Raw genomic sequence first — 22767 nt, 5'->3', positions numbered from 1 at the left:
GGGATAATTGGTGGACGACAGAGAGGGAGATGGCCATCGTGGGGGACTCCGTCAAGTGGGGAAATCGCTCATGGGATAGCATTAATTTCTACTATAAGGGAAATAGGGTCTACCCGGCCCGTCCGTCGGCAATAGGAGGTTGAGGAAGTGGAAAATTTGGCTTCGTGGGATAGGAAATTCAGGGTTTGGCATTATTCGGTCAGCCACTCTGAGTTGCTACTAAGGAGTGTGAATGTAGACCCTGTGGGTGACACGCGGGTTGATGTACTCTTTCCCGGTGTCGAGTTTCTTAGCTCTCCGACGTCATTTTCGAGCCTCCGGATCGACAGCATTGAAGTCGATGAGTCCGGGGAATTCTCGTTTATTGAGACGCGGGGGATTCGAATCGGGCGCCCGTTTCTGTTCAATGGGGGTCCGCATTACGTCGTTGCGGCGAATTGCCAGTGGCATGAGGACGTGGGCGGTCCGGCAACGCCTTCGAGGTTCGGCCCCTTCAGGCGCGTGGAGTAGGATGATCGCTGCGTGCTGCGGGAGAGTTCATGATATGAGTCGGGAAAACTCAACCCCCATTCGGGCTGGGTCGATGTTCAATTGAATTCGACACCTCGACGTCTCGGGTCACACAGCAGGGTGCCGTCCGAACCTGCAGGGGTGGCGAGGGGAGAGCTGCCCGTCCAAGTCCTCTTGGAAGGGCAGAACGACATGAATGGGAAGTGGCGCAAGTGCGTGCCCGTTTTACTCCTCTGTGGACTGAGTCCGCCAAGATCCTACAAGGAGTCGACGCGCTCAAGGAGGGGCGAGAGTACACGATCCTCGAAGTGTTTGCGGCTTGTAGGAAAAATGCAGAGTTTCGGATCGAGTTCATAGACGGAGAAGGTCCAGCATTGTTCGATTGCAGGGTATTCACCGTGACGTGTTCTTCGATCCCATCGACCTGGCGATATAGGCAGTTCGATGATGGGTCGTTCTCCTTGCGTCCGGGGCCGTGGAGTCGGCCAGGGTTCTGGGAATCCTATTACGATGGTGATCCCAAGGCGTTCGATGACTACGAAGCGGAGAAGCGAAAAATCTTGGCCGATTCCTGACGAGCGATCGAACGGGGGAGGGGAGAATGCCTGGCGCAGATTGAGTGTTCGGTAGTTCAGAATAATTGCGCCGTGCTGTGGCTGGGAGGCCTGGGCTTGGTGGTGCAACGGAGTGTCAATGCGTGAAGGGTTCAGTCATGCAGTCCGTGGGCTCACTGTCGGAGACCTGGAACCTGGCCAGGTGCGAAGGGGGCTTGTCGAGTCCGTGACGGACGTCGGGGCATTCGTAGACCTTGGGTGCCTGCATGCGCTGTTGAGTGCGCCCAATCTGTCCTGGGTGCACTTCGATCACCCTTCCCAGGTGGTGCAGCCGGGGCAGGAAGTCACGGTTGTCTTGATGCCGAGCGTGGGCGCGGTAGGGCGTCGTTGAAGGGTCTGGAGCCGGATCCGTTTCCCCTGTCGTTCGCGACCTGATGACCTCGGACGGGAGTGTTCTCGCGGATTGGGGCAAGCATACGACGAAGGCGCATCAGTCGCCTTACGGGGACTTTCAGATGCACCACTATTGCAACCCCGCGACGGGGTGAGTGCTGAACTATGATGACAAGGCCATCTTGAATAGAAGGTAGCGGGAATGCGTGCTCGGTTTGCGCGGCCACTCACTGAACGTCCTGAGATCCGGCAAGGTCTTGGTGACCTGCAGGAAAGGCGAGAATATGTACTTCTCGAAGTCTATGTGGCCTGCGGGAAAAGTCCGGAATTCCGGATTGAATTCATTGACGGGGAGAGGTCGGCGCTATTTGATAGCAGGGCGTTTGTGGTGACATGCTCCTCGATGCCGTCGAACTGGAGGTATTGCCAGTTCGGCGGTGGGTCATTCGCTCTTTGCCCGGATTCGTGGAGTCGGCCAGGGTTCTGGGAATCCTATTACGACGGCGACCCTCAAGCGCTGAAGGACTATGAAATGGAGAAGCGGACTATATTCGCTGACTCCTGAGGGGTGTGCGTGGCGGCGCTGGATGGGCTTTGGCCCCAGCCGGGTCCGATGAAGTGCCCCAGGTGGTGCAGCCTGGGCAAGAAGTCACGGTTGTCGTGCTGGATGTTGATGCCGAGCGTGGGCGCGTTGCGGCGTCGTTGAAGGATCTGGAGCCGAATCCGTTCCTTGATTTCGCGCGCACGATGCTGGGGTGCAGCCATTCCGGCAGAGTGGTCAAGGTGGCGCCCATCGGCGTCTTCGTGGAGCTGGAGTCGGGTGTCACGGGCCTACTGCCGCTCTCCGAAGTGGGCGAGGAGGGGCACGCCTTGGAGATCGGCGACGGCGTTGCGGTGAAGGTCGCGTCCATCAACGTCCGCAAGCGACAGGTTTCGCTTCTCCTTGACTGACTCCTGTCGCTGCCCATCTGCCCATCTGCCCATCTGGCCGCGGAGCCGTAAGCCGGGGAGGCTCAGCCGACTCCCTCACCCATAACTCACCCGCAGCTCCTTCACCCCATTGATCCAAGCCGACCGCAGCCGCCGCGGCTCCCCCTCCAGCCGAATGTCCGGGACCGTGTCGGCGATGGCGTTGAAGATGAGGTCGATTTCCATGCGGGCGAGGCTGGCGCCCAGGCAGAAGTGGGGGCCTCCGCCGCCGAAGCCGAGGTGGGGGTTCGGGTCGCGGGTGATGTCGAACGTCTCCGGGCGGTCGAAGGCCTCCGGGTCGTTGTTGGCCGAGGAGTAGAACATGCCGACCCGGTCGCCCTCCTTGATGTGCGCCCCGCCCAGTTCCGTGTCCCGGGTGGCGGTGCGCTGAAAGGAGACGATCGGGGTGGCCCAGCGGACGATTTCGTCGGCCGTCGTCGCCGGGCGTTCGGCCTTGAAGCGTTCCCACTGTTCGGGGTGGGTGAGGAACGCGTGCATGCCGTGGGTGATGGCGTTCCGGGTGGTCTCGTTGCCGGCCACGGTGAGGACCAGGACGAAGAAGCCGAATTCGTCGGAGGTCAGGCTGCCCTCGTCCGAGGCGGCCACCAGTTTCGTCACGATGTCGTGGGCCGGGCACTGTTTGCGGGCGGCGGCCATGTTCATGGAGTACGAGATCAGCTCCATCGCCGACTCGACGCCGACCTCCTCGGTGACCGCCAGCTCCGGGTCGTCGTAGGCGGCCATCTTGTTGGACCAGTCGAAGAGCTTGAGGCGGTCCTCCTGCGGGACGCCGATGAGTTCGGCGATGGCCTGGAGCGGCAGTTCGGAGGCGATGTCGGTGACGAAGTTGCCCGACGGCTTCCCCGCCGCGCCCGAGACGATCCTGGTGGCGCGCGAGGTCAGGGCCTCCCGCAGGGCGCGGATCGCCCGCGGGGTGAAGCCGCGCTGCACGATCTGCCGCAGCCGGGTGTGCTCCGGCGGGTCCATGTTGAGCATGATCAGCTTCTGGACGTCGATCTGGTCGCGGCTGATGGACTCGTTGAACCGGATGATGGCGGTGTTGGTGTTCGAGGAGAAGGTCTCGGGGTCGGTGGAGACCGCCTTGACGTCCTCGTGCCGGGTCACCACCCAGTAGCCGTCGTCCTGGAAGCCCGCGATGTTGTGCGGCTGGGGGTTCCACCACACCGGGGCGGTCCGGCGCAGCTCGGCGAGTTCCGGGAGCGGGACCCGCTGCTGGTAGACGTCGGGATCGGTGAAGTCGAACCCTTCGGGCAGCGCTGGGCAGGACATCGGCGACTCCATCTGACGGTCCATCAGAATCTCTCGGCAAGGTAGTAACGGGCTCTTCAAGTGGCAAGGCCCGAGGCGGTATCGGTTGTGGATGAGGCGCATGCACGCCCCTTGCGTACCGAAGGTAATAGTCAGCAGACTTCGAAGAGAACTAGAACGCGTACTAGTTCTGCCGTGGGCGCCGGGACGCCCCGCGGACGAGGAGAGGACGAGTCATGGCCGCTGAACCCGTCATCGTCGAAGCCGTACGCACTCCCATCGGCAAGCGCGGCGGCGCGCTCGCCAATCTGCATCCTGCCTACCTGCTGGGGGAGACCTACCGCGAACTGCTCGCCCGGACCGGAATCCAGCCCGACTGCGTCGAACAGATCGTCGGCGGCACGGTCACCCACGCCGGTGAGCAGTCCATGAACCCGGCGCGCAACGCCTGGCTCGCCTGCGGCCTGCCGTACGAGACGGCGGCGACCACTGTGGACTGCCAGTGCGGCTCCTCGCAACAGGCCAACCACATGGTCGCCAACATGATCGCGACCGGGGTCATCGACGTCGGCATCGGCTGCGGCGTCGAGGCCATGTCCCGGGTGCCGCTCGGCAGCGGATCGAAGCACGGGCCGGGCAAGCCGTTCCCGGACGAGTGGAATGTGGACCTCCCCAACCAGTTCGAGGCGGCGGAGCGGATCGCCCGCAACCGCGGTCTCACCCGGGAGCGCGTCGACTCCCTCGGCCTGATGTCGCAGGAGCGGGCGGCGCGGGCCTGGGCCGAGGAGCGGTTCAAGCGGGAGACGTACGCCGTGCAGGTGCCGACCACCGAGGAGGAGCAGGCGGCCGGGCAGGGCATGTGGCGGCTCGTCGACCGGGACGAGGGGCTCCGCGACACCAGCATGGACGCCCTGGCCGGACTGAAGCCCATCATGCCGACGGCCGTGCACACCGCGGGCAACTCCTCCCAGATCTCCGACGGCGCGGCGGCCGTGATGTGGGCCTCCAAGCGCATGGCACGGGCGCTGAAGCTCAAGGCCCGGGCACGGATCGTCGCCCAGGCGCTCGTCGGCACCGACCCGCACTTCCACCTCGACGGTCCCATCGACGCGACGCGCGCCGTCCTCGGCAAGGCCGGGATGTCACTCCGGGACATCGACCTGGTCGAGATCAACGAGGCCTTCGCGTCCGTGGTGCTCTCCTGGGCGCAGGTCTTCGAACAGGACCTGGAGAAGGTCAATGTGAACGGCGGCGCCATCGCGCTCGGCCACCCCGTCGGCGCGACCGGCGCCCGGCTGATCACCACGGCCCTGCACGAACTGGAGCGGCGGGACGGGGAGTTCGCGCTGATCACGATGTGTGCGGGGGGTGCGCTGGCTACCGGGACGATCATCCAGCGGCTGTAGACCCACCACCCGCACACTCGGGCCGGCCCCGGCCCGTGGCAGCCGGGACCGGTTCAGTGCCCGTCCCCGTACCGGGCACGCTCCCATGCCCCTTCGAAGGTTGGCCGGTCGATGACATCCGCGGAGAACTCGGGCTGCGCCCGCACGTCCTCGATCGGGCCGACCGGGATCTCGCCGAGTCCGATCTCACTGCATTCATGCGCGGCGTCCGCCTTCAGCAGGCGCCCGTCCCGGTACTCCTGGACCTTGCGGACCTCGTATCCGTCGTCGCCGATCTTGCTGTACAGCGTGACCGGTTCGATGTCGAAGTCATGCATCCACCGCACTTTCCAGTACTGCATCTTCACTCCCCAGTACTGCGTCGTCAGGTCCGCTCCGCCGCCGGGCCGGCGGGTTGCCCTGCCGGCTCCCGGCCGAACGTCACCGGTGCCTCGAACGCCGCCCGGCGGCTCGCCCGGCGCAGTGCCCTCAGGACCGTGCCGCCGATGGTGAGGATCAGGACGGTCGTCAGCACGGCCCGCGGCAGGTCCCAGCCCAGCGAGGTCGCCATGCAGTAGGCGAGGAAGCGGACGAGGTTCTCGTGCACTGGGTCACCGGGGTCGAAGGAGACGCCGGTGGCCAGACCGCCGAGGTACGGCCAGCCCTGGAGGTTCATGACCGTGCCGTAGAGCACGGAGGAGGCCGCCCCGTATGCCGCGAGCAGGAGCCGTTCGGCCCGGCCGCGCAGCCGGTCCGGCCCCGGGAGCAGCCCCGCGCCCATCGATACCCAGCCCATCGCGAGCATCTGGAACGGCATCCACGGGCCCACACCGCCGGTGAGCAGCGCGGACGCGAACATGGTCACCGAGCCGAGCACGAACCCGAAGCCCGGTCCGAGCACCCGCCCGGCCAGCACCATCAGGAAGAACATGGGTTCCAGGCCGGCCGTGCCCGCGCCGAGCGGGCGCAGCGCCGCACCGGCCGCCGCCAGCACGCCGAGCATGGCGACGGCTTTCGCCCCCAGTCCGGAGTCGGCGATGGTCGCCACGACCACCGCCACGAGGAGGGGGAGCAGGGCGGCGAACAGCCAGGGTGCGTCGGTGGAGTGGGCGAGGCTGGACGAGGGGTCGGCGAGCAGCGGCCAGCCGAACGCGGCCACCCCGATCGCCGAGACCAGGACGAGGGCGGCCACCGAGCGGGCGCCGAGCCGGACGGCCCGGGGCGGACGGACCGCAGGTGCGGAGCGGGCGGGAGCGGCAGACCCGGCGGCGGCAGCAGACCCGGCGGCGGCAACAGAGTTGGCGGCGGCAGCAGAGCCGGCCGGTGCGGGGGCCTCGCCGGTTCCGCGAGCGCCGACCGGCGCACTGCCGGCCATGACGACTCCGTTCCGGTGGTTCCGGTGGTTCCGGTCGTCCCGGCCTCCCCGACCGTCCCGGCCTTCCCGACCATCCGAGGCCCGAGGCGGGTTCACCGGCCCACCCCCGCCCCCAGCGCCTCCCGCACCTGGGACACCGTCAGCCAGCGCTGCGGCGTCAGGATCTTCGCGACCTGCGGTGCGAAGGCCGGGGAGGAGACCACGACCTCCGGGGTCGGGCCGTCCGCGACCACCTCGCCGTCCGCCAGGATCACCACCCGGTGGGCGAGTTCGGCCGCCAGCTCCACGTCGTGCGTGGCCATGACGATCGCATGCCCGTCCGCGGCCAGGCCCCGCAGGATCTCCACCAGCCGCGCCTTGGCCGCGTAGTCGAGGCCGCGGGTCGGCTCGTCCAGCAGCACCAGCCGCGGGCGGGCCGTCAGCACGATGGACAGCGCGAGGGCCAGCCGCTGGCCCTCCGACAGGTCGCGCGGGTGGGTGTCGTCGGGGACGCCGGGCAGCAGCCCGGCGACCAGGGCGCGGCAGGTGCCGTGCGCGGCCCCGGCGTCCTCGTCGGCCGCCGTGCACTCCGCCGCCACGGTGTCCGCGTAGAGCAGGTCGCGCGGCTCCTGCGGGACGAGCCCGACCTGGCGGATCAGTTCCCGCGGGCTCGTCCGGTGCGGGGTCAGGCCGCCGACCGTCGCCGAGCCGGCGTCCGGCTCGTGCAGGCCGACCAGTGTGCCCAGCAGCGTCGACTTGCCCGCTCCGTTGCGGCCCATCAACGCGACGGTCTCGCCCGGCCGGACGGACAGCGAGACCTGCCGCAGGGCTTCCGTCCGCCCGCGCCGCACCGACAGTCCCGCGGTGCCGACGACCGGTTCCGCGGGCTCCGGGCCGGTGAGGGTGTCCGGGGCGAGCGGGGCCAGCCGCTCCCGCAGCGGCCCGGCGGCGCGGCGCGCGCCCCGGACCGAGAGCGGCAGCGGGGACCAGCCCGCGAGCCGGCCGAGGGCGACGACCGGCGGGTGGACCGGGGAGACGGCCATGACGTCCGCGGGCGCGCCGGTGACGACCGGCTCACCGGGCCCGGGCAGCAGGACGACCTGGTCCGCGTACTGGATGACGCGCTCCAGCCGGTGTTCGGCCATGAGGACGGTGGTGCCCAGGTCGTGCACGAGCCGTTGCAGGACGGCCAGCACCTCCTCCGCGGCGCCCGGGTCCAGTGCGGACGTCGGCTCGTCCAGGATCAGGACACGCGGATGCGGGGTGAGCACCGACCCGATGGCCACCCGCTGCTGCTGGCCGCCGGACAGGCTCGCCAGGGGCCGGTCGCGCAGGTCGGCCAGGCCCAGTAGGTCGAGGGTCTCCTCGACGCGGCGGCGCATAACCTCGGGGGCGAGCCCGAGGGACTCCATGCCGTAGGCGAGCTCGTCCTCGACGGTGTCGGTGACGAAGTGCGCCACGGGATCCTGGCCCACGGTGCCGACGACATCGGCGAGTTCGCGCGGCCGGTGCGTCCGGGTGTCCCGTCCGGCGACGGTGACCCTGCCGTGCAGCGTTCCCCCGGTGAAGTGCGGTACGAGCCCGCTCACCGCGCCCAGCAAGGTCGACTTACCGACACCGGAGGGCCCGACGAGCAGGCAGAGCTCGCCCTCCGGGACGGTGAAGTCCACCTCGCGGAGGGCGAATCCGGGCGCCCCGTCGTAGGCGACCGACACCTGCTCGAACCGGATCACGGCTTCTCCTCCTCGGGAGAGCTGGAGGGATGGGAGGGGCGGAAGAGGCTGGAAGTACGCCGCGGACGCTCGGGGGAGACGCCCGGTGTGCCGCCGGAAGCGGCTGCGGACGGACGGACTCCCGGCCGGCCGGACGCCCCGGGGAGCGGCGGCGCCGGTGCCACGAACGCCGGGAGCAGGCCGAGCAGGACGGCGGCCGCGGGCCACAGCGGCAGCGACGGCGCGGCCAACGGCACCACCGACGGGTGCAGGGCCGCCGGATCCCGGGCCGCGCAACCGATCATCAGGGCCGCGACCGCGGCGCCGGAGCCGGAGACCAGCCACGCCCGCACCCCCCAGACATCCGGGCGGTAGCGGCTGCGCACCGACCGGCGGCCGCCCAGCCGCAGTCCGGCGAGCGCCGCCGCGACCCCCACCAGCAGCAACGGCAGGCCGAACCCGGCGCCCTCGGCGGCCAGCAGGCCGTACGTACCGGCGCAGACGCCGAGCAGCCCGCCCAGCGTGAGGGCGGTCGTGGTGTGCCGGACGGCGGGCGGGACCTGTGCCGTGCGCCCGTAGCCGCGGGCGTCCATGGTGGCCGCCAGCGCCACCGAGCGCTCCAGTGCGCCCTCCAGCACCGGCAGCCCGATCTGCAGCACCGCCTTGATCCCCTTGTCGGGGCGCCCGCGCAGCCGGCGGGCGGCCCGCAGCCGCACCACGTCCGCGACGAGGTTCGGGGCGAACGTCATGGCGACCACCACCGCGACGCCCACCTCGTACAGCGCGCCGGGGAGGGATTTGAGCAGCCGGGCGGGGTTGGCGAGGGCGTTCGCCGCGCCGAGGCAGGCGAGGAGCGCGGCCAGCTTCAGCCCGTCGTAGAACGCGAAGACCAGGGACTCCAGCGTGACCCGGCCGCCGATCCGCACCCCCTGCGCCCAGTCGGGCAGCGGCACTTCGGGCAGCGTGACCAGGGTCGTGCTGCCCGGGATCGGCGAGCCGAGGATCACCGAGAAGACCAGCCGGATCACCACCACCGACAGGCCGAGCAGCAGGAAGGCGCGGTAACTGCGGGCCCAGGGCGCGTCCGTGCGGCGCACGGCGACGACATAGCCCGCGACGGCCACGAGCAGCCCCAGCAGCAGCAGGTTGGTGGTCCGGGACGCGGCGGTGGCCAGCCCGAGGGCCCACAGCCACCACGCCCCGGCGTGCAGGGCGTTGCTGCGCGTCGCTTCCGGAGCCCGCCCGCCCTTGGGGAGCAGCGTTGTCCGGACCCGCCACCCGGTGCGGGACCGCTGTGCCGGTGCGGCGGTCCGGGTGTCCGTCTCCGGGGCCCGTGCGGGTGCCCGGCCGTGCTCGCTACTCATCCGCGGCGGCGACGGGCCTGCCACCCGCCGGCGGCACCGAGGGCCAGTACGGCGGCGAGGCCGGCGATCAGCCCGACGGACGGGCCGTCGTCACCGCCGTCCGCCTCCGACGAGGACGGGGAGCCCGCGGACACGGACTCCTCGGCGGAGCCGCGCTTGCCGCCCCTGCCCCCGCCGTCGGCGACCTGTTCGCCGCAGCCCTTCTTCGGATAGCCGGAGACGGCGCAGAGCAGGGCGCCGGAGTCGTACCGGAGCGGCTTCGCCACCGCGGCCAGCACCTCCGCGGACGTCGCGTCCTCCGGGACGCTCGCGCACTCCGTACGGGGGGCCGGCGGGCGCTCGCCGTCGGGCGCGTCCGCGGCCGTGCCGAAGTCCAGCACGACCGCGACGCGCTTGCTGCCCGCCTTGGCGGAGGTATCGGCGCAGAGGGTGCCGAAGCGGGCGGAGCCGCGCGGCTGTTCGGCATCCTTGGAATCCGCGCTGACGGCGAAGCGGAAGCCGCGCACCTCGCCGTCCGCGGGGCGCTCGGTGGCCGGGCCCTGGGTGGCGTACACCCAGCTCTCGCCCTTCCGGTCCCAGAACGACCAGTAGCGGTAGCCCTGGGCGTGGGCGGGCGCGGCGCCGAGGACGGCGAGCACGGCCCCGGCCACGACGGTCGCGACGGTCGCGACAGCCGTCACGCCCCGGGCCGGAGCCGGCCGGCCGGACCGCGGCCGGAACGAATCCCGGAGCGAATCCCGGAACGACGACCGGAACCACATCCGGAACAGAGCCCGGAATCCCGGCCGGTGCTCACAGCCGAGTCCGGATGCGAGTCCGGACGCGAGCCTGGACGCGAGCCCGGATCCGTGTTCGTCCCCGATCCCCGGCACCGTCCCGTTCTCGCCCCGGTCCGCCGGACCGCGCACGCCCACCACCATCGTCTAGGCCTTCTTCTTGCGGCCGCTGATCAGGAAGCCGATCCCGATGCCCGCGACCAGGAACGCGCCGACCGTCCAGGCCGTCGACATACCGCCCGAACCGTTCCCCTCCTCCTTGGTGTCCTGCGCGTCGCCGCCCTCTGCCGGGGCCTGCGCCGCCGGCTTCGGGCCGGTGGCGTTCAGTTGCCGCACCAGGTCCTGCCCGCCGAAGTCCCGCGGGTCGGCGCCGGTCGCGTGGGCGGCGAGGACCAGCGCCCCCAGGCCCGCCGGGTTGTCCTTCGACCAGGCCTTCGCGTGGTGCTCCAGCCAGGTCAGCGAGGCGCGTGCCGCGTCCTGGTGGCCGCCGGCCGCCAGGGCCGTCACCGCGTCCGCCGTGTTGGCGAAGTCCGGCGTGGGCTTGTCGGCACCCGGGGCGAGCGTGGACAGGTGCCCGTCGCTCTTCCGCAGGGTCTCCGCGAGGTACGCGGCGCCGGCGCCGGCCGCCTCGTCCGGCTCGCGGGTGTCCTGCGCGTCCGAGGAGCCGCAGTCGAGCGGCTCGGCCTTCTCGGCGGCCTTCGCGGGCGCCGCCACGACGAGGCCCTTGCCGAGCCCGGCGAGCGCCGCGGCAGCCGTCGCGTCGGCGTTCGGCGCGAGCTTGCCCTTCTTGTCCGGCTGGAAGGCGAACGCCCCGCGCTCGCCCTTCTTGTCGTCGCAGCCGAGCTGGAAGGTGAGCAGCGCGTCGTACGGCGACTTGCCCGCTGTGCCGGACTTCTTGCCGGACTTCTCTCCCGGCTTCTTGCCCGCCGTGACGTCCTCCGGCTTCTCGCCCGCCGCGACGAGCGCGCCGATCACCAGCGAGGTGGAGTTGGCGTCGCTCGGGCCGCCGGGGAGGTAGCTCCAGCCGCCGTCCTCGTTCTGCACGGACTTCAGCCAGTTCGCGGCCTTCTTCACGGCGTCGCCGTGGCCGCCGACCGCGGCCAGCGCCTGCACCGCGAGTCCGGTCGCGTTGCTGTCCACCGGAGTCTTCTTGTCGCACTCCTTGCCGGCGTCCGCGCGGAACTCCGCGAAGCCGCCGGAGGCGCACTGCTGGCCGGCGAGCCAGTCCACGGCCTCGGGGGCCGGCGTGACCTTCACCGTGTCCTGGGCGATCAGGGCCACCGACTGCCGCCAGACGGCGTCGAACTTCGGGTCCTTGGTGCCGTACAGCCCGGCCGGGAGCTTCGCCGGGGCCGCGGGCTTCGGAGAGTCGGCGGCGAACGCGGCCGGAGCGGCGGTCACGCACAGGGCGGCGGAGACGGCCGTCAGCGCGGCGGCGCGACGGAGTCTGCTGTGCCGGGGGAGACCGCCCGGCCGGGGGCGCGGGGATATCTCCCCGGGGTGATGCAGCATCGGGCGGTGCCTTTCGGTGAGCGGACGCGGCCGGATCCGCTGCGCACCGCGCGGCCGTGCGTACGGGAGCGTGCGCACGCGGCGGGGCACCGGGCTCCGGCTCCGTATTCCTCGACGGTGCCGGCCTCCGGGCGCGGCCGTGGGACGGCCCGTCCGGAGACAGGAGCCGGTCACATCCGCCAGGGCACTCCGACTCGACGCCGTAGCGGCGCCTCACGGTTGCGGGTCAGTGCCGGAATTGCACCGGCTTTCCCCTGAGGGATGCGGTATCGACTGGCACACTCTACCGGCCCGTAGCAAGGAGGCCCATGGGCGCCCGATGCGCCGTGCCGCCACGGGCACCTCGCAACCGGTCCGAATACCCGCCGGCCCCGCACGCGCCTCTCACCATCCGCCGCCCGCCCCCTCACACCGCCCGGTACTCCACCGGCCCGCTGCCCGGGACCGGCTCCGCCCTCCCCAGCGTCACCAGGCGCCGCAGATGGGCCTCCGCCTCGGAGACGGCGATGTTCCGCGACCCGGGGGAGATCTGCTCCCAGGGCCGGTTCCACTCCATGGCCTCGGCCAGCTGCCACGGGGTGAGCGCGCGGGTCCCGAGGAGATCTCGCAGCCCGGCCAGCCGTGCCTCGTGGTGCGCCAGGAGCTGCCGCACCCGGGCCGCCGCGTCCGGGAAGGCGTACTGGTGGGCGGGCAGCACCTCGGCCGGGGCCAGGGCACCGACCCGCTCCAGGGAGTCGAGGTAGTCGCCGAGCGGGTCGGTGGCCGTGACGGCGTCGGGGTCCTCGTAGAGGCCGATGTGCGGACTGATGGTGGGCAGCAGATGGTCGCCGGAGAACAGCCGGCCGTGGCCGGTCCGCCCGGCGGCCGGATGGTCCTCCTCCAGGTGCAGACAGACATGGCCCGGGGTGTGTCCGGGTGTCCAGACGGCCCGCAGTCTCCGGCCCGGCAGATCGAGCAGTTCGCCGGGGACGATGGCGCGGTCGGGCAGTGCGGCCCGCAGGCCGGGCAGCGCCGGGTCCCGGCCGGAGGACCGGGCCGCGCGCAGCGGACGGAGGTGGTCCTCCGGCGCCCCGGCCGCCTCGAGCTTCCCGATCAGGTGGTCGAGCCAGAGCGCGGGCCGGGCGGCGCGGACCCGGCGCACGACCCGGGTGTCCGCGGGGTGCATCGCGATCCAGGCCCCCGACGCCTCGCGCACCCGCCCGGAGAGCCCGTGGTGGTCGGGGTGGTGATGGGTGACGAGCACGCCGTGCAGCTCGGTGGCCGACGTCCCGCACGCCGCGAGACCGGCTACGAGGGTGTCCCAGGAGGCCGGGTCGTCCCAGCCGGTGTCGATCAGAACCGGTCCGCGGCCGGTGTCCAGGAGGTGCACCAGGGTGTGGCCGAGCGGGTTGTCGGGGATCGGCACCGGGATGCTCCACACCCCGCCGCCGTGGTCGGTCACCGGAGCAGCCGGTTCCGTCATGGAGCCCTCCTCCATGGAGCCCTCGCCCAGCGGATTCCCCGCCTGGTCCCGTGCCCCGAGCGAGCGGTGAAACGCGTTCTCCACCGCAGCCGGCCGGACCGGAGCCCCGCGGGCGGGAGACGGCCGACGCATTGCCCACTGTAACGGGAACTGGTATCAGTTCTGATGCTGCGTCAGATACTTGCTGCGGCAGACCATTCTCGAGCGGCCCCGCTCGCTGCGGGCCGGCCGGACGGCGGGGAGGCAGAGGCGATGACCGACCTCATCGAGCACGGACAGCTGTTCATCGGCGGCGCGTGGGTGGACCCGCTCGGCCCGGACGTGATCGAGGTGGTCTCGCCGCACACCGAGCAGGTCATCGGGCGCGTGCCGCACGCCTCGCGCGCCGATGTGGACCGCGCCGTCGCCGCCGCCCGCGAGGCCTTCGACCACGGGCCCTGGGCCCGTACGCCCCTCGCCGAACGGATCGAGGTGGTCACCCGGATCAAGGACGCGATCGCCGTCCGGCACGAGGAGATCGCCCGGACCATCAGCGCGCAGAACGGCTCCCCCTACGCCTGGAGCGTCCTCGCCCAGGCCCTCGGCGCGATGATGGTGTGGGACGCGGCGATCACCGTGGCCCGGGACACCGCGCAGGAGGAGCGCCGGCAGGGGGCGCTCGGGCCGATCCTCGTCCGGCGGGAGCCGGTCGGGGTGGTCGCGGCCGTCGTCCCGTGGAACGTCCCGCAGTTCGTCGCCGCCGCGAAGCTCGGCCCCGCGCTGCTCACCGGCTGTTCGGTGATCCTCAAGCCGTCGCCCGAGACCCCGCTCGACGCCTGGCTGCTCGCCGATATCGCCGCCGAGGCCGGGGTGCCCGAAGGCGTGCTCAGCATCCTCCCGGCCGACCGCGAGGTCAGCGAGTACCTGGTCGGCCACCCCGGCGTCGACAAGGTGTCGTTCACCGGCTCCGTGGCGGCCGGCAAGCGCGTCATGGAGGTCGCGTCCCGCAACCTGACCCGGGTCACCCTGGAGCTCGGCGGCAAGTCGGCGGCGGTCATCCTCCCCGATGCCGACCTCGACACCGCCGTCGCCGGCATCGTCCCCAACGCCTGGATGAACAATGGTCAGGCGTGCGTCGCCCAGACCCGGATCCTCGCCCCGCGCAGCCACTACGACGAGATCGCCGAACGCTTCGCCGCCGCGGCCGGCGCCCTGGCCGTCGGCGACCCGCTCGACCCGGCCACCCAGGTCGGTCCGCTGGTCACCCGCCGCCAGCAGCAGCGGTCCCTGGACTACATCCGGCTCGGACAGGAGGAAGGCGCCAAGGTGCTCGCCGGCGGCGGCCGGCCGGCGGCGCCCGACCGCGGCTGGTACGTCGAGCCGACCCTCTTCGGCGGCGTCTCCAACTCCATGCGGATCGCCCGCGAGGAGATCTTCGGACCGGTGATCTGCCTGCTCCCGTACGAGGACGAGGCCGAGGCGGTCCGGATCGCCAACGACTCGGAGTACGGGCTGTCCGGCAGCGTCTGGACCGCGGACGTGGCCCACGGCATCGACATCGCCCGGCAGGTGCGCACCGGCACCTACTCCGTGAACACCTTCAGCCTGGACATGCTCGGCCCGTTCGGCGGTTACAAGAACAGCGGGCTGGGGCGCGAGTTCGGGCCCGAGGGCTTCGCCGAGTACCTGGAGCACAAGATGATCCATCTCCCCGCCGGCTGGGAGGGCGACTGATGAGCGACCGCTGGCACATCGAGGTCGACCGCAGCGTCTGCATCGGCTCGGGCTTCTGCGCGGGCACCGCGCCCAGCGGCTTCCGGCTGGACTCCGCCCGCCAGTCCCACCCGGCCGAACCCCGCACGGAGGCGTCCGAGGCGCTGCTGGAGGCGGCCGAGGGCTGCCCCGTCGAGGCCATCCTGATCAGCCTCGACGGCACGGGGGAGGCGGTGTTCCCGCCGGAGGAGTGAGCGGTGCGCGCCCGGCGCGGGCTGTTCCCGGCCGGGGCTCGGTCGCAACCGGATCCCCGGCCCTGAGTATTCCAGCCCCCGCGACCGCTCATGACGGTCCGTCGGGCACCCGCCGCCCGCAATCCGCCGAAGCCCTTCGCCACCCCACATCCTCCGTCCGATGTTTGAGCCTCGCGGCGAGGGAAACTCGGGCCCGGGTCGTCCTCCTCCCGGGCCCGTCCTCATGTCCGGGCCCGGGAGGGCACACCCGCCGTCCGTGTCCGCCCGGCCCGGGTGCCCGCCCGTCCGGTCGCCCGAGCCCCCCACGCCTCCCGGCCGTTGCGGCCGTTCCGCAGCCCCCACCGTTCCCGGGCCTCCCACCGCTCCCGGGGCCTCCACCGCTCCCACCCGGTTCCACCGGGCGGCCGCCCGGGACGCCGATGACCTGCGCTCCCGGGCCACAGCGCAGAGCTACCAGTCAGTAACGGAGCGTGCATTCTTCACGGTTGCTTCATGACACCCGTGACTGTCTCCGGCCCCCGGCCCCATGGAAATCTCATCCCGTCGAAACCGGCCCCGACAGTCGAGAGGGAGTGGGATGAGCAAGGGCTACGCCGTCTTCTGCGACGCCGACCGCCAGTTCTACGACGCTCCGCACCGGCTGCACGCGACCGCGGCCGACGCGGCGGGCACCGCTGGCACCTCGCACGGACAGGCCCTCTACGAAGCGGCGCGGCGCGAGGCCCCCGAGGGCTGGCAGCGCCACCGCTCCGGCGACTGGCTCGCGTTCCGTCCCCTCGACACCCGTCTGCCCGGCCAGGGCTGGAAGATTCACATCTCCGCCTGTCTGGACAACGCCGAGAGCATTCTCGACCGGGTGCGGGACCACTGCTTCTCCCGGGGCATCGCCTTCAAGTTCATGCCCAGCCGCTATCTGCTGCGCAACCGCAACGCCAAGTACGCGGACCGCGGCAGCAGCGGCAAGTTCATCACGGTCTACCCCGTCGACGAGGAGCACTGCCGCACCGTCGCCGAGGAGCTCGACGCGCTGCTGGCCGGTGAGCCCGGCCCGTACATCCTCAGCGATCTGCGGTGGGGCGCCGGGCCGGTGCACGTCCGGTACGGCAGCTTCACCGAGCGCCACTGCTTCGGCCCCGACGGCGAGTTGTGCCCCGCCGTCGAGGACGGCGAGGGCCGGCTGGTGCCCGACCGCCGGGACCCGGCCTTCCATGTCCCGGACTGGGTGACCCTGCCCGACTTCCTGAAGCCGCACCTGGCGGCCCGGTCCGCCGTCACGACCACCGACATCCCGTACACCATCGAGCGTGCCCTGCACTTCTCGAACGGCGGCGGTGTCTACGTCGGACGCGACAGCCGCACCGGGGAGCAGGTCGTCCTCAAGGAGGCCCGGCCGTACGCCGGTCTGGCCGCGGACGGCGCCGACGCCGTGACCCGCCTGGAGCGCGAGAAGACGGCGCTGGAGCGGCTCTCGGGACTGGGCTGCACCCCCGAGGTGCGGGGCTGGTTCACTCTCGGCGACCACCGGTTCCTCGTCCTGGAGCACATAGCGGGCAAGCCGCTCAACACCTTCTTCGCGCGGCGGCACCCGCTGATCGAGGAGAACCCCGGGCAGGAACGTCTCGCCGCCTACACCGACTGGGCGCTGCGGATCCACCGTCTCGTCGAGGAGGCCGTCGAGGCGATCCACGCCCGCGGCGTGGCCTTCAACGACCTGCACCTGTTCAACATCATGGTCGCCGAGGACGAATCCTCCGTGGTGCTGCTGGACTTCGAGGCCGCGGCGCACATCGACGAGGGCCGCCGCCAGGTCGTCGCCAACCCGGGCTTCGTCGCCCCGGCGGACCGCAGGGGCTTCGACGTCGACCGCTATGCGCTCGCCTGTCTGCGGATCGCCCTCTTCCTGCCGCTGACCAGCCTGTTCGCCATCGACCGGGACAAGGCCGCGCACCTCGCGGAGATCGCCGCCCAACAGTTCCCGGTGCCCCGGGAGTTCCTCGACGAGGCGGTCGCCGAGATCACCCGCGGCTACGTCCCCGTCGATCCCCGTCCGGCCTCCCGCCCGGCACCGTCGGGCACCCGAAAGGGCGGCGGCTATCTGCCGGTGGACCCGGGCGACTGGCCGCGCAGCCGGGACTCCCTGGTGCAAGCCATCCTCGCCGCCGCCACACCGGAGCGGAAGGACCGTTTCTTCCCCGGCGACATCGCCCAGTTCGCGGCCCCCGGCGGCGGCGCCTGCTTCGCCTACGGCACCGCGGGCGTGCTGCACGCCTTCGCCGAGACCGGCGCACCGGACTGCCCGGAAGCCGAGGAGTGGCTCCTCCAGGCCACCAAGGACCCGGCGTCCGGGACCCCCTTCGGCTTCTACGACGGACTGTCCGGCATCGCCTGGGTCCTGGACCGCCTCGGCTACACCGAGCGCGCCCTCGCCCTGCTCGACACCGTCTGCGCCCAGGACTGGGACGGGATCGCCCCCGACCTGCACAGCGGACTCTCCGGCATCGGCCTCGCCCTGGACGCCCTGGGCACCGCCACGGGCGACAGCACCCTGCACGACCGGGCCCTGCAGTGCTCCCGGCTCGTCGCGCGGGCCGCCGAACGGGCCGCGGACGGCACACCGTCCGGCCGGCCGCCGCGCGCCGGGCTGCTGCACGGCGCCACCGGACAGGCCCTGCTCCACCTGAGGCTGTACGAGCGGACCGGCGACCCGGCGCTGTTGGACCTCGCCGCCGACGCCCTCCGCCGCGACCTGGCCCGCTGCGTGCGCGGCGCCGGCGGGGCGCTCCAGGTCGACGAGGGCTGGCGCACGATGCCCTACCTCGGCGCGGGGAGCGTCGGCATCGGCATGGTGCTCGACGACTACCTCGCCCACCGCCCCGACGAGCAGTTCGAGGGGGCGCGCCGCGAGATCGTCCGGGCCGCGCAGGCGATGTTCTACGCCCAGCCCGGCCTCTTCCGCGGCACCGCCGGCATGGTGCTCCACCTGAGCCGGACGACGACCGGCGGTCCCGGCACCCGCGCCGCCGATGTGCGCCGCCAGATCGACGCCCTCTCCTGGGGCGCCGTCCCCTACCGAGGCCGGCTCGCCTTCCCGGGCGAGCAGATGATGCGCCTCTCCATGGACCTCAGCACCGGCACCGCCGGATGCCTCCTCGCGCTGGGCAGCGCGCTGCACGACAAGCCCGTGCAGCTGCCCTTCCTCCCGGCGCCGACACCCGCCGCACCCGCGGCCCCAGAGCCGGCTTCCCTCCGGGAAGCCGTGGCAAGTACACCGTCCCCATGATGAAAGGAACACGACCATGTCGCTTCTCGACCTGCAGTCCCTGGAGACCCCGAAGGACGAGTCCGCCGAGGCCGCTCTGACCGGCAGCCGCGCGAGCCTGCTCCTCTGCGGTGACAGCAGCCTGAGCGTCACCACCTGTAACTGACCTCGTCCGCAACGCGAGGCGGGCTGTGCCCCGCGTGGCGGAGAGATCGTTGCATCGGCCCCGGGCGGGATTCCCGTCCGGGGCCTCTCCGCAGCAGCCGTGCCGTACGGGTACGAAGAGTGGTGTACGGGCGGCGCGGACGGAGAGATGAGGACTTCACCGTTCATCGTCCCGCGCGGTACGCGCCAGGACAACCGCGCGTCACCGCCCGGCTGTTCCCACGGGCCGGGCACCCGGCACCCGCTCGGGACGTGGACCCGCCCGGCGCCGGCCCGGGCCACCCGACCGAGGACCCACCGCGTATGGCACCGACGTCTCCCGCCGCCCCGCCGACCGCACCCGAAGCCCCGTCCGGAACCCCGCTCGGCGACCGCGCGGCCGACGGGCACCGGGCCGGACCCACGGGACTCCTCCTCACCGCCGCCCGGCTGAATGCCGGCCGCGCCGCGGCCCTCGCGCTCCTCAGCACCGTGTCGGCCGCCGCCACCATCGCGCTGCCCGCGGCGCTCGGACACACCCTCGACCTGGTGCTCGACGGCGGACGGGGCCACGGCGGGTGGCTCGCGCTGTGCGCCGCGCTCATCGCGGCGGAGGTGCTGGCGGACGCCCTGGTCGCCCTGCTCACCGGCACCACCAACGCCCGCTGCGCCGCCTGGCTGCGCGGGCTCGGCCTGGCCCACCTGCTGTCCGTCGGACCGTACCGGGCGGCCCGCTTCACCCCCGGCGACCTGGTGACCCGGCTGACCGGGAACGCCACCGAGGCCGCCACCGCACCCGCGACCGCCGCCACCGGCCTCGCCTCGCTGCTCACCCCGGTCGGCGGCCTGGTGGCCCTGGCCTTCCTCGACCTCTGGCTGGCCGCCGTCTTCCTCGCCGGCGTCCCGCTCCTCGCCCTCATGCTGCGGGCCTTCGCCCGCGGCACCTCGGACAGCGTGGAGCGCTACCAGCGCGTCCAGGGCGACATCGCCGCCCGCCTCGTCGAGGCCCTGAGCGGCGCCCGCACCGTCGCCGCCGCCGGCACCGAGGCCCGGGAACGCGCCCGCGTCCTCGCCCCGCTGCCCGAACTGGGCGTCCAGGGGCGGCGCATGTGGCAGGTGTACGGGCGGGCCGTCGTCCAGGGCGGCATCCTGGTGCCGCTGCTCCAGACCGCGGTCCTCGCCGCCGGCGGGATCCGGCTCGCCGCCGGGGCCGTGACCGTGGGCGAACTGCTCGCCGCCTCCCGCTACGCCGCCATCGCCGCCGGCGCCGGCGCCGTCGTCGGACAGCTGAGCTCCCTGCTCCGCAGCCGCGCCGCCGCCCGGCGCACAGCCGAACTCCTCGCGGTGCCCCCGGTACCCGCCGGCACCCGCCCCCTGCCCCCGGACGGACCCGGCCGCCTCGAACTGCGGGCCGTCACCGCGAGCCGCGGCGGCGCACCGGTCCTGAGCGGCGTCGACCTGGTCGTCCCGGGCGGTACGACGCTGGCCGTGGTGGGCCGCTCCGGCGCGGGCAAGTCCGTCCTCGCCGCACTCGCCGGCCGGCTGGCCGACCCGGACAGTGGCCAGGTGCTGCTGGACGGCGTGCCGCTGACCGAGGCCGAACCTCAAGCCCTGCGCCGGGAGGTCGGCTACGCCTTCGAACGGCCCGAGCTGTTCGGCGGCACGGTGGGCGGGGCCATCGCCTTCGGCCCGTACCAGCCGCCCGAGCCGGACGTCGTCGCCGCGGCCCGCGCCGCCAGCGCCGACACCTTCGTCCAGCGCCTCCCGGACGGCTACCGCACCGCCCTCGCCGACGCGCCGCTCTCCGGCGGCGAGCTGCAACGCCTCGGCCTGGCACGGGCGTTCGCGCACGCCGGCCGGCTGCTGGTCCTCGACGACGCCACCTCCAGCCTCGACAGCGTCACCGAACGGGAGGTGAGCGGGGCGCTCACCCGGGACGTGCGCTCCGGCACGCGCCTCCTGATCGCCCACCGCGCCTCCTCGGCGGCCCGCGCGGACCTGGTGGCCTGGCTGGAGGACGGCCGGGTACGAGCGGTCGGCCCCCACGCCGTGCTATGGGAACACCCGGACTACCGCGCGGTGTTCGCCACCGGGCCGGGGGAGCCCCGGTGACCCGCCACCGCCGGGAGCGCCCGCTGCGCCGGATCGCTCCCCGCGCCCGCCGCTTCCTCGGCCGGCGGAAGCAGGTCCTCCTGCGCCTGGCCGGCTGGTCGGTCCTGGAGTCCGCCCACACCTTCCTCGGCGGCTACGGCGCCGCCAAGGCCCTGGACGACGGCTTCCTGGCCGGCCGCACCGGAACCGGACTCGCCTGGCTCGCGCTCGCCGCGGCGGCCGTCCTCGCCGGAGGCCTGGCCACCCGCGGCGTCTTCCGCGGCCTGGCGGGACTCGTGGAGCCACTGCGCGACGGCCTGGTGCGGCGGATCGTCTCCGACTCCCTCGCCGAGGCCGTCGAGGCACCCGCGGCCCGCGCCGGAAGCGGCGCCGTGTCCCGCCTCACCCAGCAGACCGAGACGGCCCGGGACAGCTTCGCCGGACTCGTCCTGGTCGCCCGCTCCTTCGTCTTCACCGCCGCCGGAGCCCTGCTCGGCCTCGCCTCGCTCGCCCCGCTGCTCCTGCTGGTCGTCCTGCCGCCGCTGGCCCTCGGACTGCTGCTGTTCGCCGCCACCCTGCACCCGATGGCCGCCCGCCAGCGCGAGTTCCTGCGCGCCGACGAGGCCCTGGCCGAACGCTTCGGAGCGGTGTCGACCGGCCTGCGGGACATCGTGGCCTGCGGCGCCCAGGACCGTACGGCCGCCGAGGCGGAGCACCTCATCGCGGCCCAGACCCGGGCTGCCCACGCCCTGGCCCGCTGGGCCGCCGCCCGCTCCCTGGCCCTCGCGGTCGCCGGCCAGCTCCCCGTGGTGCTCCTCCTGGCGGCCACCCCCTGGCTGCTCGGCAAGGGCCTCACCGCAGGGGCGCTGCTCGGCGCCCTGACCTACCTGACCCAGGCGCTGCTGCCCGCCCTGCACACCCTGATGACCGCCCTGGGCGCCTCGGGCACCCGCCTGCTGGTCATCCTGGACCACCTCACCGCCACCGAGCCCCGCCCCACTCCACCCGCCACGCCACCGGCCCCCGTCGACCCCGCACCCCCGCGGGTCGAACTCCGCTCCGTCACCTTCGCGTACGGCCCGGGGGCGCAGCCCGTCCTCCGCGACCTCGACCTGGTGATCGAGCCGGGCGAACACCTGGCGGTCGTCGGCCCCAGCGGCATCGGCAAGTCCACCCTCACCACCCTGATCGCCGGCCTGCGGGAGCCCGACACGGGCGACATCCACATCCAGGGAAAGCCGCTGCGTCACCACCAACTGTCCCGCCTCCGGGTCCTGATCCCCCAACAGGCCTACGTCTTCACCGGCACCCTCCGGGACAACCTCCTCTACCTCTGCCCGGACGGCGCGGAACCCCGAGCACTCGAAGCGTCGGCCCACGCCGTCGGCCTGGACGCCCTCTGGCACCGACTCGGCGGCCCGGACGCCCTCGTCGACCCCGCCGCCCTCTCCCAGGGAGAACGCCAACTGGTGGCCCTGGCCCGGGCCCACCTCTCCCCGGCCCCCCTGGTCCTGCTGGACGAGGCGACCTGCCACCTGGACCCGGCCGCCGAGGCCCGCGCCGAACAGGCCTTCGCCGACCGCCCCGGCACCCTGATCGTGATCGCCCACCGCATCAGCTCGGCCCACCGCGCCGACCGCGTCCTGATCCTCGACGGCACCCGAGCCACCTGCGCCCCCCACCACGACCTCCTGGAACGCTCGGACCTCTACCGCGACCTGACGGGCCACTGGCACACCGACACCCCGACCCGGTGAACCACGGCGAGCACCCCTCGGACCCCCAACCCGCCATCCGGCAAAGGTGGACGGGAGGGCACAGGACCGGACGGCCAACCCACCCCCGAGGAAAAGCCCCTGACGAGACAGTCGGAGGGACGCTCGGACGGCCAACCCACCACCGAGGAAAAGCCGCTGACGAGACAGCCGGAGGGACGCTCGGACGGCCAACCCACCACCGGGGGAGAGCCGCCGACGAGACGGGAGGGGGCCGGGGCCGGAGGGGTGGGGGTTCCGGAAGCTTCCGGTTCGGAATAGCACACGTCGGAAAACCAGTGACAGTTCGCTC

At 72.4% G+C, this 22767-nt stretch carries 17 protein-coding genes and 1 riboswitch; of the genes, 9 read left to right on the top strand and 8 right to left on the bottom strand.

From position 1 onward, the window contains the following. The first annotated feature begins 1203 nt into the window (after positions 1-1203). Both ABT112_RS16475 and ABT112_RS16470 read left to right on the top strand, forming a co-directional pair. Positions 1204-1455, top strand: a complete 252-nt coding sequence (locus tag ABT112_RS16475; RefSeq protein ID WP_351510062.1) for a S1 RNA-binding domain-containing protein — start codon at positions 1204-1206, stop codon at positions 1453-1455. A 662-nt stretch (positions 1456-2117) separates the two neighbouring features. Then, positions 2118-2408, top strand: coding sequence for a S1 RNA-binding domain-containing protein (locus ABT112_RS16470; protein ID WP_351510060.1), 291 nt, complete (start codon positions 2118-2120; stop codon positions 2406-2408). A 75-nt stretch (positions 2409-2483) separates the two neighbouring features. On the opposite strand, the gene ABT112_RS16465 is transcribed toward ABT112_RS16470, so the two are convergent. Beyond that, entirely contained in the window at positions 2484-3716 is a 1233-nt protein-coding gene (locus tag ABT112_RS16465) for a cytochrome P450 (RefSeq protein WP_351510058.1), read from the bottom strand. 215 nt (positions 3717-3931) lie between these two features. Between ABT112_RS16465 and ABT112_RS16460 the strand changes: the two genes are divergently transcribed. Continuing rightward, entirely contained in the window at positions 3932-5101 is a 1170-nt protein-coding gene (locus ABT112_RS16460; RefSeq protein ID WP_351510056.1) for a steroid 3-ketoacyl-CoA thiolase, read from the top strand. 53 nt (positions 5102-5154) lie between these two features. Here ABT112_RS16460 and ABT112_RS16455 read toward each other — a convergent pair whose 3' ends face one another. The 7 genes from ABT112_RS16455 to ABT112_RS16425 all read right to left on the bottom strand — a co-directional run bounded on the left by ABT112_RS16455 (position 5155) and on the right by ABT112_RS16425 (position 13260). Beyond that, a complete protein-coding gene (locus ABT112_RS16455; RefSeq protein WP_351510054.1) occupies positions 5155-5442 on the bottom strand; it encodes a DUF6881 domain-containing protein in 288 nt (95 codons plus the stop codon). A gap of 23 nt (positions 5443-5465) precedes the next feature. Beyond that, complete coding sequence (locus ABT112_RS16450) at positions 5466-6455, bottom strand: ECF transporter S component (protein ID WP_351510052.1); 990 nt, start codon at positions 6453-6455, stop codon at positions 5466-5468. Positions 6456-6547: 92 nt separating this feature from the next. Beyond that, on the bottom strand, positions 6548-8167 hold the full coding sequence (locus ABT112_RS16445) for an ABC transporter ATP-binding protein (protein ID WP_351510050.1): 1620 nt from the start codon (positions 8165-8167) through the stop codon (positions 6548-6550). Continuing rightward, the gene (locus ABT112_RS16440) at positions 8164-9510 is read right to left on the bottom strand and encodes a CbiQ family ECF transporter T component (protein WP_351510047.1); all 1347 of its coding nucleotides are present in this window, start codon (positions 9508-9510) and stop codon (positions 8164-8166) included. The genes ABT112_RS16445 and ABT112_RS16440 overlap by 4 nt, the downstream gene beginning before the upstream one ends. Continuing rightward, positions 9507-10190, bottom strand: a complete 684-nt coding sequence (locus ABT112_RS16435; RefSeq protein ID WP_351510045.1) for an SCO2322 family protein — start codon at positions 10188-10190, stop codon at positions 9507-9509. The genes ABT112_RS16440 and ABT112_RS16435 overlap by 4 nt, the downstream gene beginning before the upstream one ends. A gap of 243 nt (positions 10191-10433) precedes the next feature. Further along, positions 10434-11798, bottom strand: a complete 1365-nt coding sequence (locus ABT112_RS16430) for an SCO2321 family membrane protein (RefSeq protein ID WP_351510043.1) — start codon at positions 11796-11798, stop codon at positions 10434-10436. Positions 11799-11972: 174 nt separating this feature from the next. Next, positions 11973-12067: riboswitch (adenosylcobalamin-variant (AdoCbl-variant) riboswitch) on the bottom strand. 137 nt (positions 12068-12204) lie between these two features. Then, on the bottom strand, positions 12205-13260 hold the full coding sequence (locus ABT112_RS16425; RefSeq protein ID WP_351510041.1) for a Strvi_7410 family MBL fold metallo-hydrolase: 1056 nt from the start codon (positions 13258-13260) through the stop codon (positions 12205-12207). A 252-nt stretch (positions 13261-13512) separates the two neighbouring features. Between ABT112_RS16425 and ABT112_RS16420 the strand changes: the two genes are divergently transcribed. The 6 genes from ABT112_RS16420 to ABT112_RS16395 all read left to right on the top strand — a co-directional run bounded on the left by ABT112_RS16420 (position 13513) and on the right by ABT112_RS16395 (position 22457). After that, positions 13513-14973: an aldehyde dehydrogenase gene (locus ABT112_RS16420; protein WP_351510039.1), complete on the top strand. Its 1461-nt coding sequence runs from the start codon at positions 13513-13515 to the stop codon at positions 14971-14973. After that, on the top strand, positions 14973-15206 hold the full coding sequence (locus ABT112_RS16415) for a ferredoxin (protein ID WP_351510037.1): 234 nt from the start codon (positions 14973-14975) through the stop codon (positions 15204-15206). The genes ABT112_RS16420 and ABT112_RS16415 overlap by 1 nt, the downstream gene beginning before the upstream one ends. A 577-nt stretch (positions 15207-15783) precedes the next feature. Continuing rightward, positions 15784-18486 (top strand): class III lanthionine synthetase LanKC, encoded by a 2703-nt coding sequence (gene lanKC, locus ABT112_RS16410; RefSeq protein ID WP_351510035.1) that lies wholly within the window; start codon positions 15784-15786, stop codon positions 18484-18486. A gap of 16 nt (positions 18487-18502) precedes the next feature. Then, positions 18503-18631 carry a SapB/AmfS family lanthipeptide gene (locus tag ABT112_RS16405; protein WP_351510033.1) on the top strand — a complete coding sequence of 43 codons (129 nt, stop codon included), beginning with the start codon at positions 18503-18505 and terminating at the stop codon, positions 18629-18631. Between the two features lie 302 nt (positions 18632-18933). Beyond that, positions 18934-20721 (top strand): ATP-binding cassette domain-containing protein, encoded by a 1788-nt coding sequence (locus tag ABT112_RS16400; protein ID WP_351510031.1) that lies wholly within the window; start codon positions 18934-18936, stop codon positions 20719-20721. Then, positions 20664-22457 (top strand): ATP-binding cassette domain-containing protein, encoded by a 1794-nt coding sequence (locus ABT112_RS16395; RefSeq protein ID WP_502975363.1) that lies wholly within the window; start codon positions 20664-20666, stop codon positions 22455-22457. The genes ABT112_RS16400 and ABT112_RS16395 overlap by 58 nt, the downstream gene beginning before the upstream one ends. Positions 22458-22767 lie beyond the last annotated feature (310 nt).

Origin of the sequence: Streptomyces sp. NPDC002055, from assembly GCF_040296705.1 — a bacterium.
Lineage (GTDB): Bacteria > Actinomycetota > Actinomycetes > Streptomycetales > Streptomycetaceae > Streptomyces.
The sequence above is the reverse complement of the archived record's forward strand: the minus strand, read 5'-3'. Positions and strand labels throughout refer to the sequence as shown.

What these genes read in the sequence shown, in the direction of transcription:
- ABT112_RS16405 (WP_351510033.1), top strand. Translation starts at nt 18,503, where the DNA reads ATGTCGCTTCTCGACCTGCAGTCCCTGGAGACCCCGAAGGACGAGTCC.
- ABT112_RS16465 (WP_351510058.1), bottom strand. Translation starts at nt 3,716, where the DNA reads ATGTCCTGCCCAGCGCTGCCCGAAGGGTTCGACTTCACCGATCCCGAC.
- ABT112_RS16450 (WP_351510052.1), bottom strand. Translation starts at nt 6,455, where the DNA reads ATGGCCGGCAGTGCGCCGGTCGGCGCTCGCGGAACCGGCGAGGCCCCC.
- ABT112_RS16420 (WP_351510039.1), top strand. Translation starts at nt 13,513, where the DNA reads ATGACCGACCTCATCGAGCACGGACAGCTGTTCATCGGCGGCGCGTGG.
- lanKC (WP_351510035.1), top strand. Translation starts at nt 15,784, where the DNA reads ATGAGCAAGGGCTACGCCGTCTTCTGCGACGCCGACCGCCAGTTCTAC.
- ABT112_RS16430 (WP_351510043.1), bottom strand. Translation starts at nt 11,798, where the DNA reads ATGCTGCATCACCCCGGGGAGATATCCCCGCGCCCCCGGCCGGGCGGT.
- ABT112_RS16400 (WP_351510031.1), top strand. Translation starts at nt 18,934, where the DNA reads ATGGCACCGACGTCTCCCGCCGCCCCGCCGACCGCACCCGAAGCCCCG.
- ABT112_RS16395 (WP_502975363.1), top strand. Translation starts at nt 20,664, where the DNA reads ATGGGAACACCCGGACTACCGCGCGGTGTTCGCCACCGGGCCGGGGGA.
- ABT112_RS16415 (WP_351510037.1), top strand. Translation starts at nt 14,973, where the DNA reads ATGAGCGACCGCTGGCACATCGAGGTCGACCGCAGCGTCTGCATCGGC.
- ABT112_RS16425 (WP_351510041.1), bottom strand. Translation starts at nt 13,260, where the DNA reads ATGACGGAACCGGCTGCTCCGGTGACCGACCACGGCGGCGGGGTGTGG.
- ABT112_RS16455 (WP_351510054.1), bottom strand. Translation starts at nt 5,442, where the DNA reads ATGCAGTACTGGAAAGTGCGGTGGATGCATGACTTCGACATCGAACCG.
- ABT112_RS16460 (WP_351510056.1), top strand. Translation starts at nt 3,932, where the DNA reads ATGGCCGCTGAACCCGTCATCGTCGAAGCCGTACGCACTCCCATCGGC.
- ABT112_RS16475 (WP_351510062.1), top strand. Translation starts at nt 1,204, where the DNA reads ATGCGTGAAGGGTTCAGTCATGCAGTCCGTGGGCTCACTGTCGGAGAC.
- ABT112_RS16440 (WP_351510047.1), bottom strand. Translation starts at nt 9,510, where the DNA reads ATGAGTAGCGAGCACGGCCGGGCACCCGCACGGGCCCCGGAGACGGAC.